Raw genomic sequence first — 14,168 nt, 5'->3', positions numbered from 1 at the left:
GTCCGTCAGCCCAGTCCAGCTATCAAGAGCAAGTGCTACACGAAGCGCCGACAATCTCCAGAGTTTGTTTGTCCGTTAGGGGCACCCGATGACGATAGCGCCCAACTCACTTGGCGAGACCGATTCCAGCGCAACGCTCGCGTTAGCGCATGACTTGAACCGATCCGGACCGGGAAGTGGCCGACCTTTCGCGACGAATGAACCGGGCCTGATTCGCGGCAACATGATCAGCGATCTTGGAAGAGGCAGGTTGTCGCGCGTCTGGTCGCACCGTCCCCAATTCCTGCATCTGGGGCTTTTTATTACGGCCTATGTCCTGGGCTGCGGCTTCGCCCAGTCGCTCGCAATCATACCTGGAACAGGGATTTCCATTTGGCCTCCGAGCGGGCTTTTCATCGCTACTCTTGTCTTCGCCTCCAGGTATAGCTGGCCGTGGTGGGTGCTGGGGGCCTGTGTGGCAGAACTGTTCAGCAACTTCTTGTGGTTCCACACTCCGCTGCCCGCAGCCTTCCTGATCTTTGCCGGCAACGCTCTTGAAGCGGTATCCGGCGCATGGCTTGTGAACCAGACCTGCAAGCGCCCAGTTCGGCTGGAAACGTTGCGGGACGTTCTCGCATTCGTCGTACTGGCCGCTGGAATTGCGCCAGTTGCAAGCGCAACGGTGGGAAGTGCGGCGCTTGCTTGGTTTGGCATACAATCGCAAACCTTTGTGACGGCTTGGCCGCTGTGGTGGATCGGAGACGCGACGGGAGTCCTGATCGTAGCGCCACTGGCGCTGGTCGTGTTCCAGAACTGGCGCGGCAAAGCGCAGCTCTCGGCAGCGCGATGGATGGAAGCTTGCGTCCTGGGGCTGATCTTTCTTGGTATCGCCGCCCTTTCCTTGAGCGGCTATCTGCCCTTCGCGTACATCATCATGCCGCCTCTTCTTTGGGCCGCGGTGCGTTTTGAGTTCAGAGGCGCCGCCGTAGCATTGACCGTCCTCGCTCTGATCACGGCGGTATTCACGATATCCGGCGCCAGCCAATTTGCCGGCGATCCCGAGTCCCAGAAGCACAACCAGATCATGCTGCAGCTTTTTCTGGCCATCTCTGCATTTTCGGCGCTCGTCGTGGCCGCCATTTCCAGGCAGCATCAGGCGGCGGTGCTCACTTTGCGCCAAAGTGTGGAGACCTTGCGGGAGCGGGAGCGAGAACTCTCGTTGCTGGTCGAAATGATCCCCGCTCACATCGCCCGCATGGCGCCCAACGGCGAACCAACCTTCTTCAGCAAGCGCACGACAGACTATATCGGCCTCAACGACATCGCGGACTGGGACGAGCCGGGCACGAGCCGCCTGGCGACCTTGGTCGCGGCAGCCGTCCATCCCGACGATGGACCCAGGATGAGAGAATGGCTCAGCCGCTCGCTCGCCACCGGCGAACCCTATCCCATGAGGTATCGCCTGCGTCGCGCGGACGGCGTGTACCGCTGGAGGGAGGGCCGCGCCGAGCCGCTGCGGAACCAGAGTGGGACGATCGTGCAATGGTACACGGCCAGCATCGACATCGACGATGAGGTGCGCGCGCAGGAGGCATTGCGCGACCGGGAGCGGGAGCTCTCACAGCTTGTCGACATGGTTCCGAGCCACGTTTGGCGCCTGACGCCGGACGGCGAGCCGACCTTTTTCAACAAGCGAATGGTCGACTTTCTCGGCCTTGACGTAACGGATTTGGACAAACAGGGCATCAGCCGGCTGGCGGCGATGATAGCGGCCATCGTCCATCCGGACGACGCAGCAGCATTCGGCGATACGCTCAGTCACTGCCTCGCCACCGGTGAGCGCTTCTCCATGAGGTATCGCTTGCGCCGCGCCGATGGCATCTATCACTGGATGTCGAGCCGGGCGGAGCCGATGCGCGATCACGCTGGCCTGATCGCGCAGTGGTACGGCCTCTGTCACGACATAGACGATCAGATGCAAGCCGAAGAGGCCCTGCGGCGGAGCGAATTGCAGCTTCAGCAGATGATCGACGCTGTGCCGGTCCGCATTTGGAGCGCGGTGCCGACCGGCGGGCCGGTCTACTTCAACAAGCGATACCAGGACCATTTCCGCGCCGTCATCGCCAATTTCGAAACACTCGGAGAGCCGCGCATCGAGGAATTGCTGCAAGAACTGGTTCATCCCGAAGATGCTCCCGAGGTGCTGCGCACGTTGCTGAGCTGTTTCGAAACAGGCGGCGGTTCCGCGATGCGGTTTCGCTGGCGCGAAACAGATGGCTATCGCTGGGCGGAGTGCAGGGTGGAGCCGCGGCGTGATGAAGACGGGGCGGTTGTGCAATGGTACGGGGTTTCCCTCGACATCGACGAAGAGGTGCGCGCCCAGGAAGCGCTGCGACAAGCCTCCGACAAACTCGCGCAAGCCACTCAGGCTGCAAGTCTCGCCGAGCTTTCCGCTTCGATCGCGCACGAGGTGAATCAGCCGCTGGCCGCGATCGTCGCCAATTCCCATGCATGCCACCGTTGGCTGTCCGCCGCCCCTCCGAACGTCGAACGCGCGAAGATTACGGCCGAGCGCATAATCCGGGACGCCAATTCGGCGGCGGACGTCGTCGGCCGCATCCGCGCGCTGTTCAAGCAATCCACCGAGACGAGGACCAATGCGACGCTCAGCAGTGTCATCACAGAGGCACGCGACCTCGTGGCCGAGGAAGCGATGCGGCGGGGCGTTCGCACCAGCGTTGATGTCGGAAGCGACAGTCCGCTAGTCGCGTTCGATCGCGTCCAAATCCAGCAGGTTCTGGTCAATCTCATCCGCAACGGCATGGAGGCGATGGACTCTGGTGCGGATGACGGAGTTATCAGCATCCGCGTGCGCCATATCGGGGATGTTGTCCAGACCGAAGTCAGAGATCGCGGCCGGGGCATCGAGTTTCCCGACCGGATATTCGAACCGTTCTTTACCACGAAAGAGCAAGGGATGGGCATGGGACTAGCGATCTGCCGTTCGATCATCGAGTCGCACAGCGGGCGTTTATGGGTCGAGAAGAACGAACCACGTGGAGCGACGTTTATCTTCACGTTGCCGATTGAAGCGAAAGCGGCGTCATGACGACGGACGGCCAAATTGTCTTCATCGTAGATGACGATGAACGCATTCGGGAGGCGCTCAGCGAGCTGCTGGCTGCACACGGCATGTGTGCCGTAGCGTTCGGATCGGCGGGCGATTATATCCGCGCTGACAAGCCGGACGTCCCTGCCTGCCTCATCCTCGATATCGAGTTGCCGGATATTAACGGCCTCGATCTGCAGCGGCAGATTGCCGAGGGCGATCATCCACCGATCGTTTTCCTGACGGGACATGGCGATATCCCGTCCTCGGTGCGTGCGATCAAGCACGGCGCCGTGGATTTCCTGACTAAGCCCTTCAGCGATGCAGACCTCATGGCCGCAATCCATGCGGCGATTGCCCAGGATCGGGTACAGCGATCGGAGCGCGCCGAGCTGGGCGTGTTGAAGCAACGTTATCTCGAGCTGACGCCGCGCGAACGTGAGGTGCTGCCGCTGGTGGTCAGCGGTCTGCTCAACAAGCAGGCGGCCGCTGAACTGGGGATCAGCGAAGTTACGCTGGAAATTCATAGAAGGAACGTCATGCAGAAGATGGTCGCGGCGTCGCTCGCCGACCTCGTTCGCATCGCCGAGCGATTGGGAATACCGATCACGCACTCGCGCCGGGCAGGGGGGAACTGAGGGTGAGCAAGCGGAGGCCTGTCGTGGCGATTGTCGACGATGACCCAAGGCTGCTCGAGTCGCTGGAGGACCTTCTGGAGTCCGCCGGCTATGTGGCCCGCAGCTTCTCGTCGGCAGGGTCGTTACTGGTCAGCGGCCTGTCTGGATTGGACATGCTTATCACCGACATCGGGATGCCCGGCATGGACGGCTTTGAACTTCGCGACTTGGTCAAGAAGGCGCGTCCGGATCTGCCTGTGTTCCTGATCACCGGCCGCCACGAGATAGTGGATCAGCACCGCGCCAAGGGCATTGGCAGGCTTTTCCGCAAGCCGTTCGATGGCCAGGCACTGCTTGCGGCGATCGGCGACGCTTTGCGCAACCCAGAAACGGAGGCTAAACATGAGAGTTGACCAATTGCCCTTACCGAGATCGACGCCGTCATCACAGCAGCGAAGGGCTGAAGCCGAGCAGCCGCTGGTCATTATTGTCGATGATGATGCCTCTGTTCGGGAGGCGCTGTCTGAATTGATCCTGTCGGCGGGTTTCCTGCCGGTGTGCTTTACCTCAACCCGTGAATTGCTTGACGCCGACGTGTTGGAGAGCCCCGGCTGCTTGATCCTCGACGTGCGCATGCCAGGGACGAGCGGTCTCGATCTGCAGCACCATCTTGCGAAAAACGGCAACCCCAAACCCATCATCTTCCTGACCGGGCATGGCGACATCCCGATGACTGTCCAGGCGATGAAGGCCGGCGCCGTGGACTTTCTCACCAAACCGGTGCGGGATCAGACGCTGCTTGACGCTGTGATCGCCGGCATTGCGGTGGATGCCAAGCGGCGGGCGGATGCCGTGATCGTCAAGCGCAACATCGAGCGCGTCGAGACGCTGACGCCGCGCGAGCGCGAGGTCCTGCGTGAAGTGGCGCGCGGGCGCCTCAACAAGCAGATCGCCTTCGACCTCGGCATCAGTGAAGTGACGGTCAAGCTTCACCGCGGCAATGTCATGCGCAAGATGGAAGCCGCTTCCATCGGTGAGCTGATCCGGGCGTGGGAAACGCTGCCCGCGCCGATGCGCGAGGTCTAGAATTTGGCACAAGCCGATCCATGCCCCATCCAATAGGATCGCCCGGCGCGCCGGGCCATTTCAGGTGCTTTCTCAGCGCGCCCAGGCCTTCCTGCCTGTTGATACGCTCGTCCTGCTGCGGGTGATCCTGATGTACATCGGTGGTCCTGTTTGGTGTTTCGCGGCAAGGCCCGCGCCAAACATCGGTTACTACTGAGCGGCGCTCTTTGGCAGCGCCAGCCTGACCGAAAAACGCGCAACATTTCATGCAACAGCAACTGACGCCGGCCATGCCGCGTCGGTCCCCGCGCCGCTACCCAAGCCTAATTGACGTGTGTCTATAAGAGCTTGCCTTAGCCCGGCCCTATCTTCGGCGTGCCTGCCCTGCACCTTGGCATCGTATGACAGATGCCTCCGTAGAGTAGGTTCGCGGCCCGGATCGGTGCATCCTGTTCCTCGCAAGCCATCACGACCGTCGCGTTTCTACCGCTCCTCGCTCGCTCCTCCCCGAACGCGACCGCTCAGGCCGACTCGACGGTCGTGATGGTGAGCAGGACGTTCAAAGCACATGGATGGACACGATGAACAAAGACGGACTTTTCTCCGTCGGCGGATCTCGCCGCGATGTCATGTTGGCAGGCCTGATCTCTACGGCAGCCGCCGGACTGCCCCGCGCTGCTTCGGCAACGAGCCGAAAACAAAACCTTCCCTCTTCCCCCTCAATCAAAGGAACCAAGACGATGAGCACCATCACGACCAAGGATGGCACCGAAATCTACTATAAGGATTGGGGCAAGGGTCCTGTCGTCACGTTTTCGCACGGCTGGCCGCTGAATTCCGACGCCTGGGACGGCCAGATGCTCTTTCTTGCCCATAACGGCTTTCGCGTCGTTGCGCATGACCGGCGCGGCCATGGCCGATCGAGCCAGGCCACGTCCGGCAACGACATGAACGGCTATGCGGACGATCTTGCAGCCGTGATCGAGGCGCTGGATCTCCGGAACGCCACGCTGGTCGGCCATTCGACCGGAGGAGGCGAGGTTGCTCGCTATATCGGACGGCACGGGACGAAGCGGGTGGCCAAGGCTGTTCTTATCGCCGCTGTTCCGCCGATCATGGTGAAGACGCCGGCCAATCCGGAAGGCCTGCCGATCGAGGTATTCGACGGCATAAGGGCTGGCCTCGTCAAGGATCGGTCGCAGTACTACCGGGACCTCGCACCGTTGTTTTATGGCGCGAACAGGCCAGGCGCCAAGGTTTCCCAGGGGACTCTGGATCAGTTCTGGCTCTGGAGCATGCAGGCGGGTCTCGTGAACGCGTACGAAAGCGTCAAGGCGTTCTCCGAGACCGATTTTACCGAGGACCTCAAGAAATTCGACGTACCAACCCTCGTCCTGCATGGCGAAGACGACCAGATCGTCCCCGTCAAGGACTCGGCAGTCAAGTCGGCCCGATTGATCAAAGGCGCAAAGGATATCTATTACCCCGGCGCGCCCCACGGGATCACGGCCACGCACCAAGATCAGGTCAATGCTGACCTGCTCGCCTTCATCAAAGGATAGCTTCTGTCGGCTCATGTCCCGGATTGTGGAACCGAACCACTGCGCCATCGAGCTGGAGCGCTGGCACGGGCGCGAAACATATGCTGCGCCACGGCTGCCACTCGGGCAACTGCGCCTGTGCAGCCCGGAGGCGATCGCCGGCGTTCGACACTACGTCGCGCTGTCGGGGGTCGCCGCCGCGCGCTTGTTCTGCCTTGATGGCCAAAGCGCTCTCCAAGACGTCAAACTGGCTAAGCACCGGGAGTTTATCAATCGCTAGCCGTTTGCGATTGCCGCTCATTTTGGCGGTCTCAATTAGGCGTGAAATTTTCTTGGCCAGCAGTTGCGACTATCGCAGCAGCACCGGCGCTATTTTTCGAAGGCAGGAACGAAATGGGCGTACTCTCGGGCAAGATCGCGGTGGTCACCGGCGGGAACAGCGGGATCGGACTATCGGCTGCAAAAATCTTTGCGGCCGAGGGCGCGCAAGTCGTCATTACCGGCCGCCGGCGGCAGGCGGTCGAGGAAGCGGTCGCACAGATCGGGGCAGGCGCGCTGGGCATTCAGGGAAATGTGGCCGAGGTGTCGCACCATGACGAGGTAGCGCAACAGATCCGTCAGAGGTTCGGGGCGCTCGACATCTATATGGCGAACGCCGGCATAAACACCATCACGCACTCGGCCGACGTCTCCGAGGCGGAATATGATGCGCAATTTGCCGTCAATACGCGAGGCGTCTTCTTCGGCGTCCAGAAGCTGATTCCGATCATGCGGAATGGCGGCGCAATCATCCTCACAGGCTCGCTGGCCAGCGAGAAGGTTCTGGACGGTCATGCTGTTTACGCGGGCTCGAAGGCGGCCATAAATGCCTTTGCGCGCGCTTGGGCGATCGAACTGAAGTCTCGCGGCATCCGGGTCAACGTGCTCAGCCCAGGTCCGGTGGATACGGCTATTCTCGATAAGCTAGGCATACCGTTTGAGCAGCGCGGGCTGTTTGAAAAGGCGATGGCAGAGGCAATACCCCTGGGCCGGATGGGGCAGCCGGAAGAGCTGGCAAAAGCCGCCCTGTTCCTTGCCTCGGACGCGAGCAGTTTCGTAACGGGCATCAATCTGCGGGTCGACGGCGGGATGGCAGTGCTCTGAGCCACGACTGCGATGTCGTCGCGCCAATAGACTTCCGAATAAATGGCTGAGCAATCGGTCATCCTCAAGACGATTTTCCGGGAAGCTGCCGCACGAGTCGCGCCAAATAGGTCGGAGGCGAGACGTTTTGTCGACGTGGCGCAAATTGAGCCACGTAAGCAGCAAGTCGCATTGCAGGGATCGACGCGCAAGAGAGAAGTCGGCTCGCCGATACGGCGGAAGGACCGAGGTCTCGCCCCGGTCCTTCAATTTTCTGTAGGTCGGGATCAGTGACCCCAGATGCCCTGGCCGTATTCATCGTTGGGAACAGTCGGCTTGCGTACGGTTTTCGGCACCCCGATATCATTGTTCATTTTTTTGATCGAGGATGTATACATGTTGTAAGACGCAGTCGCAGGCTGCTGGGATCCGTTTGATCCATAGTGGTCGCTTCCGGCAGTGGCGCTTCCTGCTGGAATAACAAGCACGGCGACAGCAAGGACTGTCATTTTCATTTCAGTAACTCCATTGATGGCTTGGATGGTATTCACCCATACAAATATAAATGTCGTGACGCAGCGACACGATCAGACGGTCCGGCTGTTTGATCCATACGAAGGCATTGGGCGATTCAGGCCGAAGGCCAGGGACTATGTCGTTGACGAGAGGAGGCTTTGCGGCGCGCCCTCAGTGTCTGTTCCGGCGACCGCCGACAATGCACACCCGGCATAGATACCTCAATTTGCTGCAGGGCACCTGATCTCCCCGGTGACCTACCCTGCACCTTGGCATTGTATGACAGACCCTTCCGCACAATAGGTTGGCGGGCCGCGTCGGCGCATTCTCCTGAGCATTGGTCACCACAGGCGACACGGGAGAAAGCAAATGCGAAACATAACTCGAGTCCTGGCCCTCACCGCAGCGCTTGCCGCGTCGGGCGGCGGGATGGCGCAGGCCGCGAATTCTCAGCCCAAGCCGACGATCGTACTGGTGCACGGCGCCTTCGCGGAATCGTCGAGCTGGGATGCAGTCATCACCAAGCTCAGCAAAGACGGTTATGTGGCGATAGCCGCAGCTAATCCGCTCCGCGGCGTTGCCAGCGATGCGAAAGCAGTCTCAGCCATCGTCCGGTCGGTTTCCGGGCCGGTCGTGCTGGTGGGGCATTCCTATGGCGGGCCCGTCATCACCGAGGCCGCCAATGGCAATCCCAATGTGAAGGCGTTGGTCTACGTGGCGGGTTTCGCGCCCGATACGGGCGAATCGAGCCTTACGTTGTCCAGCATGTTTCCCGGTAGCACCTTGGGGAGCGCGCTTGCTCCAGTCGCGTTGCCGGACGGCGGACAAGACCTCTTCATCGAGCCGGCCAAGTTCCGCGCGCAGTTCGCCGCCGACGTTCCGCAAGAGCAGACTTTGCTGATGGCTGCCACTCAACGCCCTGTTGCGCAGGCGGCTCTGGCTGAAGCCTCGGGCGTCGCCTCATGGAAGACGCTGCCGTCCTACATGATCTACGGCTCGGATGACCGCAACATCCCGGCAGCCGTCATGAGCTTCATGGCCAAGCGTGCGCACGCGGTAAAGACCGTCGTCATCGAGGGTGCGTCCCACGCGCTCATGGTTTCGCATCCCGACGAGGTCACGTCACTCATCGAGGATGCTGCTGCATCGGTCAGTCAGTAGCAGGCCGGAAACGCCCAGCATCCGATCGAGCAACGAAAATAGACACGCAACACCAGGAGACCAGACATGAAGATCGTCGTCATCGGCGGAACCGGGCTGATCGGTTCAAAGACCGTGGAGAGACTGCGAAACAAAGGCCACGACGTACTTGCGGCGTCGCCGAATTCGGGCGTCAACACCGTTACGGGAGAGGGTCTGGCGGCCGCGCTTGCCGGTGCGCAGGTCGTCATCGACCTCGCGAACTCGCCGTCGTTCGAGGAAAAGGCTGCCCTGGAGTTCTTCTCGGCATCCGGGCGTAATCTTTTTGCCGCCGAAACGGCCGCCGGCGTCCGTCATCACGTGGCGCTGTCGGTCGTCGGTACCGACCGGCTGCAGGGCATGGGCTATTTCCGCGGCAAGTTGCTTCAGGAAAAGCTGATCAGGGAGTCCGGAATTCCCTACACCATCGTTCACGCCACTCAATTCTTCGAATTCACCGCCGCCATCGCAAACACGGGCGCCGTCGGGGATACCATTCATATGTCGCCGGCCTACTTCCAACCCATGGCGGCTGATAATGTTGCCGATGCGATGGCGGACGTCGCGCTTGCCGCGCCGTTGAACGGCATGATCGAAATTGCCGGCCCGGAGCGTGTTCGCATGAGCGAACTTGTCGAGCGCTTCCTGAAGGCCACCAAGGACCCGCGCAAAGTCGTCCCGGATCCCGGCGCGCTCTACTACGGCCAAGTGGCAATCGACGATCGAACGCTGGTGCCCGGCGAGAACGCGCGCATCGGCGCCGTGCGTTTCGATGATTGGCTCAGCCGATACACACCACCGAAGTAAGTAATCATCGGATAGGCCCGCCATTCGCACAACAAGGAGACCAGACATGATCAAAACACTTCTCTGCGCCGCGCTCACCGCCGCTTCCGTCACCGCAGCAATGGCCAATGACGCCGCCAGCGTGAAGCTTGTCTACGACCAGGCTCTGCCAAACGTGCCCGGCAAGAGCATGAAAGCCGTGCTCGTCGAGTACGCGCCTGGGGGTACGTCGCCGGCTCATACCCATCCCAAATCCGCGTTCATCTATGCCACGGTCCTGCAGGGGGCGATCCGAAGCCAGGTCAATGACGGGCCGGTGAAGACTTATCGCGCCGGCGAGAGTTTCTCGGAATTCCCTGGCGACCGTCATGCCGTCAGCGAAAACGCCAGCAAGACGGAAGGCGCTCGTCTGCTTGCTATTTTCGTCGTCGACACCAGCGAGACGGAACTGACGACGAACGCGAAATGAAATCGTAGCCCCCAGGACCATCGGGGCGTACGCGAAGGGACGGTCAGTGACATGAATTCGATCGCCATCCGCACACTTGCGGGGATTTTGGTCCCCGATACTCCGCTTGTTGGCCGAGCGATCGAACATGCCCGCGCTCGATGTGAACCCTACCTGTTCAACCACGTGGTCCGATCCTGGCTTTTCGCGGCCCGGATCGGACAGATTCAGAATATCCAGCACGACGCGGAGGTTGTTGCGGTTGCAACCCTGTTGCATGACGTCACGCTCAATGAGGACTTCGCCGGGCCGCGCCGTTTCGAAGTGGAAGGCGCCGATCTCGCCCGCGCCTTCGTTCGGGAGGGCGGCTTCGACGAGCGGCGCGCCCAATTGATCTGGGACAGCGTCGCCCTCAACTCGACGCCGTCGATTGGCCTCTACAAGGAGGCTGAGGTGGCGCTGTGCACAGCCGGCATCTGCCTCGATGTCGTCGGCTTGCAATACAGCCTCGTTTCGTCAGCCGAGATTGCAAAGATCGTTGGCGAATTTCCGCGCCTCGGGATGAAGCGGCGGATGACGCGATGCTTTTGCCATATCGCCGAGATCAGGCCCGAAACCACCTACGACAACTTTGCCCGGGACTTCGGCGAGCGCTTTGTTTCAGGCTACAAGGCGACTTCGGCAGTTGATCTTGTGATGAACGCTCCCTTTGAAGAGTGAACGCAGTTTCGATCCAGGTTCTATCGACACCGGTCGGTTCAGCCTTGCCCTTCAAGTGACCCAAACGCTGTGCGTCTGTCGGATGCATGCGGCAAAGCGAATTGCCGAGGGCAGCGGTCAGGTGCCAATTTCCACCTCCTATACTTCGGTTTAGGCGCCCCAACCCAATCGAGTGGCAATACATATCATCGGCACGATAGCAACAGTTCCTCTCATCGGTCATCCTTACGCTGCAATGGATTGCAAACACCTCAAGGAGATAAGTAATGAATATTGCAGCGCCACCGGTCGCTCCGAAAGGAAAAGCCGTCGCCCAACGCGCGAGTTATGCGGAGCAGTCGCCGGAACTTCTAAAGAAATTTATTGAATTTCTTGGTGCGACGCGAGAGGGGTCGATCGAAGAGCCAATCCGCGACCTTGTTGCAGTCCGAGCCGCGCAGCTGAACGGGTGCACCTTCTGCCTCGATATGCACGTCAAACAGGCGAAGATCCATGGCGAGCGCGAACTGCGCCTTTACCACCTGGCAGCCTGGCGGGATTCGACCTTGTTCGTTCCTCGCGAGCGCGCAGCCTTGGCATGGACGGAAGTCTTGACCAAGCTGCCCGAGCAGGGTGTCCCCGACGAGATCTACGATCGAGTCAGGTCGCAGCTTTCCGAGAAGGAAATCTCCGATCTGACCTTCGTTGTCATGGCGGTCAACTCTTGGAACCGTCTGAATATCGGCTTCAAACCCGTCCCGGGCTCGGGCGATGCGAAGTTTGGCCTGAGCAAAGCAGCACTGAGCTAATCTTTGGAATGGGTCAGAATGGCGCTTGTTTGCGCGCCATTCTGACCGGCCGGACGAAGGCGCCGAGCTCGGCAACCAACACTGGAACCGATCCCAGCCCCGCGGCCGCGGCCGCGAGGCGCTCTCAGGAGGGCGTCATGCGAATTGACAATCTGCATCCAGTAATATCGGCCCGTCTCATGGTGGTCGATGTCGACGCTCCACTCCGCAGTGCGGCACTCTCACTTTCCAGGCCCGCAATAGGCCTGGTCGTGGTGTGCCACGGCAGTGGGGAGGCGGCAGGCGTGCTGAGCAAGTCCGACCTTGTCCGCCATCTGGCGAATTCAGGGCCAACAGAAGCGCCGATTGCGGCTTTGATGAGCAGGTCCATCGTGTCCTGTGGTCCCGATGATGATCTTCATTCAGTCTGGCAGACCATGGCCGCGCAAGGCCTGCAGAATGTGCCGGTGCTCGGGGCCGACTCGAAACCGCTAGGCGTCCTCGATATCCGTGATGCGATGAAGGCGCTCTTCAAACAAGAGGAACTGCAGGAACGGCTGCTTGCCAACTACATCAGCGGGATCGGCTATCAATAGAGCATCGTCTCGCGATTGAATATACGGAAGTATGTATCGGCGTCTTCTTAGATATAATGGAAAATAAAAGCCATAAATTATAGCGTGTTGAAGCCAATAGGTGCCGACTTAGCCAGCGGGGAACGAAATGTTTCGTCCGGACATAAAAGAAGATGTCTTCGACGGCCCGCCCGATGGCCCTGGAAGTGGTATGTCCGTGCAAATGTCGACGGCCGGCATCGTCCATGACCTGGGCAATCTCATTCAGGTCGCCTCGTCGGCGTTGAACCACCTGGCCCGCGATCCGAGCATCCAAGCGGCTCCGGCGCTCGGGCCTGTAATAGCCGGCGCCAAGACGGCTTTGGAGCGGGCTGGTGGCCTTGTCCGGCAAACCATCAGCCTGGCCCGAGAGAGCCACGCGGAAATCGAATACACAAACGTAGGTGCTTGCCTGGCTGAGATCGAAACCCTCGTACGGAGCGCCTTGGATGCCAATTTCGGTCTTGAGCTTCGGGTTGGGTCCGACCTGCCTTTGGTGAGATGCGATCGCTTTGGATTGCAAAATGCGGTTCTGAATCTTCTGTTCAACGCGCGCGATGCAATGCCTGACGGCGGTTTCATCTCGATCGATGCCGGCTTGGCCTCTGAAAACTCTGCCGCCGGTCAGGTAGACATCCGCGTCGCGGACAACGGTATCGGGATGACCAGCGAGACGATGGTCTGCGCCTTCGATCCGTTCTTCACCACCAAAAGCGAAGGCCTCGGCGGCGTCGGTTTGCCGATGGTGAAGCACTTTGCCGAGCAATCAGGCGGAAGCATCGATATTCAGAGCACACTTGGGGCAGGCACGACCGTCACTCTGCGGTTGCCTGCGATGCGATAGCGGCCCGCCAATCTGCCTCCGGTGACAAACGTGACATACAATCGAGAGATAAAGATGGATGCACAAGTCGTCGAAAACGTCCAACAGCACCGTTTCGAGCTGCCGATCGCCGGCGATATGTTTGCGGCGGCCTATTATCGGCTCGAGGGCGGGAAGGTTGCGCTGATACACACCGAAGTCCCGTCGGAATTTTCCGGACAAGGGATCGCGTCGCAATTGGCCCAAGGAACCTTCCAACTGCTCCGCAAGACCGGCCGTAAAGCGATCTTGAAATGTCCCTTCATGAGCCGCTTTTTCGCCAAGCACCCGGACTATGCAGATGTCGTCGGCGGCTAGTCATGGGCACGAATGTTGAGGGTTTCCCAAGGATCTATCCAAATGCCTGACGAGTATGATTTGCAGAGATTCGTCAGCGCACAGGATCCGGTCTACGACGACGCGCTGGCCATTCTACGTCGAGGGATGATGTGCACTCCCTACATGGAGTTCATCTGCCCAAGGTTGGCCACAAGGCGAAGTGGTACAGCGCCTGAGCCATATGCAATCACATCGCTCGACGAAGCCAGCGCCTATCTCTCGTTTCCGATCCTCGGAGGCCGTTATCGGGAATGCGTTGGCACCCTGCAACGGCTCTCCGGCCTAAGCGCTCGCGCTGTCTTCGGTGACGTTGATGCGAAGAAGTTGCACGCGTCCCTCACGCTGTTTTCCGAAGCAAGCAACGACGAGTTCCTGCTCGAGACAATCTTCGACGTCTGGTTCGACGGTTTGCTCGATGAGGAAACGATGAACGATCTCTACTTGATGTCGTAGTGGTCTGCCTGCGCCACCCGGCGTAAAGCTGTCGCGGCGCTGAGGTCACCA

17 protein-coding genes are annotated in these 14,168 nt (G+C 60.2%); 16 read left to right on the top strand and 1 reads right to left on the bottom strand.

The annotated features are described in order from the left end of the window. Positions 1-250: 250 nt before the first annotated feature. The 7 genes from NKH30_RS00660 to NKH30_RS00630 all read left to right on the top strand — a co-directional run bounded on the left by NKH30_RS00660 (position 251) and on the right by NKH30_RS00630 (position 7,454). Complete coding sequence (locus tag NKH30_RS00660; RefSeq protein WP_352994050.1) at positions 251-3,088, top strand: sensor histidine kinase; 2,838 nt, start codon at positions 251-253, stop codon at positions 3,086-3,088. Beyond that, on the top strand, positions 3,085-3,726 hold the full coding sequence (locus NKH30_RS00655; RefSeq protein ID WP_352470618.1) for a response regulator transcription factor: 642 nt from the start codon (positions 3,085-3,087) through the stop codon (positions 3,724-3,726). Before NKH30_RS00660 ends, NKH30_RS00655 begins: the two co-directional genes overlap by 4 nt. Positions 3,727-3,728: 2 nt before the next feature. Further along, positions 3,729-4,118, top strand: coding sequence for a response regulator (locus NKH30_RS00650; protein WP_352470617.1), 390 nt, complete (start codon positions 3,729-3,731; stop codon positions 4,116-4,118). Then, positions 4,108-4,791 (top strand): response regulator transcription factor, encoded by a 684-nt coding sequence (locus NKH30_RS00645; protein ID WP_031211078.1) that lies wholly within the window; start codon positions 4,108-4,110, stop codon positions 4,789-4,791. Before NKH30_RS00650 ends, NKH30_RS00645 begins: the two co-directional genes overlap by 11 nt. 560 nt (positions 4,792-5,351) lie before the next feature. Beyond that, positions 5,352-6,332 carry an alpha/beta fold hydrolase gene (locus tag NKH30_RS00640; RefSeq protein ID WP_502893737.1) on the top strand — a complete coding sequence of 327 codons (981 nt, stop codon included), beginning with the start codon at positions 5,352-5,354 and terminating at the stop codon, positions 6,330-6,332. A gap of 13 nt (positions 6,333-6,345) precedes the next feature. Beyond that, positions 6,346-6,591 carry a hypothetical protein gene (locus tag NKH30_RS00635; RefSeq protein WP_352993806.1) on the top strand — a complete coding sequence of 82 codons (246 nt, stop codon included), beginning with the start codon at positions 6,346-6,348 and terminating at the stop codon, positions 6,589-6,591. Positions 6,592-6,704: 113 nt separating this feature from the next. Beyond that, positions 6,705-7,454 carry a glucose 1-dehydrogenase gene (locus NKH30_RS00630; protein WP_352993803.1) on the top strand — a complete coding sequence of 250 codons (750 nt, stop codon included), beginning with the start codon at positions 6,705-6,707 and terminating at the stop codon, positions 7,452-7,454. A gap of 266 nt (positions 7,455-7,720) precedes the next feature. On the opposite strand, the gene NKH30_RS00625 is transcribed toward NKH30_RS00630, so the two are convergent. Then, positions 7,721-7,948: a DUF680 domain-containing protein gene (locus tag NKH30_RS00625; RefSeq protein WP_352993800.1), complete on the bottom strand. Its 228-nt coding sequence runs from the start codon at positions 7,946-7,948 to the stop codon at positions 7,721-7,723. A 370-nt stretch (positions 7,949-8,318) separates the two neighbouring features. Between NKH30_RS00625 and NKH30_RS00620 the strand changes: the two genes are divergently transcribed. The 9 genes from NKH30_RS00620 (at position 8,319) to NKH30_RS00580 (ending at position 14,117) form a co-directional block, all read left to right on the top strand. Further along, positions 8,319-9,110: an alpha/beta fold hydrolase gene (locus NKH30_RS00620; protein ID WP_352592496.1), complete on the top strand. Its 792-nt coding sequence runs from the start codon at positions 8,319-8,321 to the stop codon at positions 9,108-9,110. Positions 9,111-9,176: 66 nt separating this feature from the next. Next, positions 9,177-9,935, top strand: a complete 759-nt coding sequence (locus NKH30_RS00615; RefSeq protein WP_352470611.1) for an SDR family oxidoreductase — start codon at positions 9,177-9,179, stop codon at positions 9,933-9,935. A gap of 46 nt (positions 9,936-9,981) precedes the next feature. Beyond that, positions 9,982-10,383 (top strand): cupin domain-containing protein, encoded by a 402-nt coding sequence (locus NKH30_RS00610; RefSeq protein WP_352470610.1) that lies wholly within the window; start codon positions 9,982-9,984, stop codon positions 10,381-10,383. 51 nt (positions 10,384-10,434) lie between these two features. Beyond that, the gene (locus NKH30_RS00605) at positions 10,435-11,082 is read left to right on the top strand and encodes an HD domain-containing protein (protein ID WP_352681194.1); all 648 of its coding nucleotides are present in this window, start codon (positions 10,435-10,437) and stop codon (positions 11,080-11,082) included. A gap of 266 nt (positions 11,083-11,348) precedes the next feature. Beyond that, positions 11,349-11,870, top strand: a complete 522-nt coding sequence (locus NKH30_RS00600) for a carboxymuconolactone decarboxylase family protein (RefSeq protein ID WP_352449835.1) — start codon at positions 11,349-11,351, stop codon at positions 11,868-11,870. Positions 11,871-12,007: 137 nt separating this feature from the next. After that, positions 12,008-12,445, top strand: coding sequence for a CBS domain-containing protein (locus NKH30_RS00595; RefSeq protein ID WP_352612465.1), 438 nt, complete (start codon positions 12,008-12,010; stop codon positions 12,443-12,445). 127 nt (positions 12,446-12,572) lie between these two features. Continuing rightward, positions 12,573-13,307 carry a sensor histidine kinase gene (locus tag NKH30_RS00590; RefSeq protein ID WP_352612467.1) on the top strand — a complete coding sequence of 245 codons (735 nt, stop codon included), beginning with the start codon at positions 12,573-12,575 and terminating at the stop codon, positions 13,305-13,307. A 54-nt stretch (positions 13,308-13,361) separates the two neighbouring features. After that, positions 13,362-13,643 (top strand): GNAT family N-acetyltransferase, encoded by a 282-nt coding sequence (locus tag NKH30_RS00585; protein WP_352993797.1) that lies wholly within the window; start codon positions 13,362-13,364, stop codon positions 13,641-13,643. 42 nt (positions 13,644-13,685) lie between these two features. Continuing rightward, positions 13,686-14,117 (top strand): DUF1810 domain-containing protein, encoded by a 432-nt coding sequence (locus NKH30_RS00580; RefSeq protein ID WP_352612469.1) that lies wholly within the window; start codon positions 13,686-13,688, stop codon positions 14,115-14,117. Positions 14,118-14,168: the final 51 nt, after the last annotated feature.

Origin of the sequence: Mesorhizobium sp. M1273 (assembly GCF_040318195.1) — a bacterium.
GTDB lineage: Bacteria > Pseudomonadota > Alphaproteobacteria > Rhizobiales > Rhizobiaceae > Mesorhizobium.
This window is presented reverse-complemented; position numbering and strand designations above follow the sequence as displayed.

Bases quoted from the DNA above. Each gene is read 5' to 3' on its own strand.
- NKH30_RS00600 (WP_352449835.1), top strand. From the start codon at position 11,349: ATGAATATTGCAGCGCCACCGGTCGCTCCGAAAGGAAAAGCCGTCGCC.
- NKH30_RS00655 (WP_352470618.1), top strand. From the start codon at position 3,085: ATGACGACGGACGGCCAAATTGTCTTCATCGTAGATGACGATGAACGC.
- NKH30_RS00635 (WP_352993806.1), top strand. From the start codon at position 6,346: ATGTCCCGGATTGTGGAACCGAACCACTGCGCCATCGAGCTGGAGCGC.
- NKH30_RS00590 (WP_352612467.1), top strand. From the start codon at position 12,573: ATGTTTCGTCCGGACATAAAAGAAGATGTCTTCGACGGCCCGCCCGAT.
- NKH30_RS00630 (WP_352993803.1), top strand. From the start codon at position 6,705: ATGGGCGTACTCTCGGGCAAGATCGCGGTGGTCACCGGCGGGAACAGC.
- NKH30_RS00615 (WP_352470611.1), top strand. From the start codon at position 9,177: ATGAAGATCGTCGTCATCGGCGGAACCGGGCTGATCGGTTCAAAGACC.
- NKH30_RS00585 (WP_352993797.1), top strand. From the start codon at position 13,362: ATGGATGCACAAGTCGTCGAAAACGTCCAACAGCACCGTTTCGAGCTG.
- NKH30_RS00645 (WP_031211078.1), top strand. From the start codon at position 4,108: ATGAGAGTTGACCAATTGCCCTTACCGAGATCGACGCCGTCATCACAG.
- NKH30_RS00595 (WP_352612465.1), top strand. From the start codon at position 12,008: ATGCGAATTGACAATCTGCATCCAGTAATATCGGCCCGTCTCATGGTG.
- NKH30_RS00625 (WP_352993800.1), bottom strand. From the start codon at position 7,948: ATGAAAATGACAGTCCTTGCTGTCGCCGTGCTTGTTATTCCAGCAGGA.
- NKH30_RS00605 (WP_352681194.1), top strand. From the start codon at position 10,435: ATGAATTCGATCGCCATCCGCACACTTGCGGGGATTTTGGTCCCCGAT.
- NKH30_RS00580 (WP_352612469.1), top strand. From the start codon at position 13,686: ATGCCTGACGAGTATGATTTGCAGAGATTCGTCAGCGCACAGGATCCG.
- NKH30_RS00620 (WP_352592496.1), top strand. From the start codon at position 8,319: ATGCGAAACATAACTCGAGTCCTGGCCCTCACCGCAGCGCTTGCCGCG.
- NKH30_RS00640 (WP_502893737.1), top strand. From the start codon at position 5,352: ATGAACAAAGACGGACTTTTCTCCGTCGGCGGATCTCGCCGCGATGTC.
- NKH30_RS00610 (WP_352470610.1), top strand. From the start codon at position 9,982: ATGATCAAAACACTTCTCTGCGCCGCGCTCACCGCCGCTTCCGTCACC.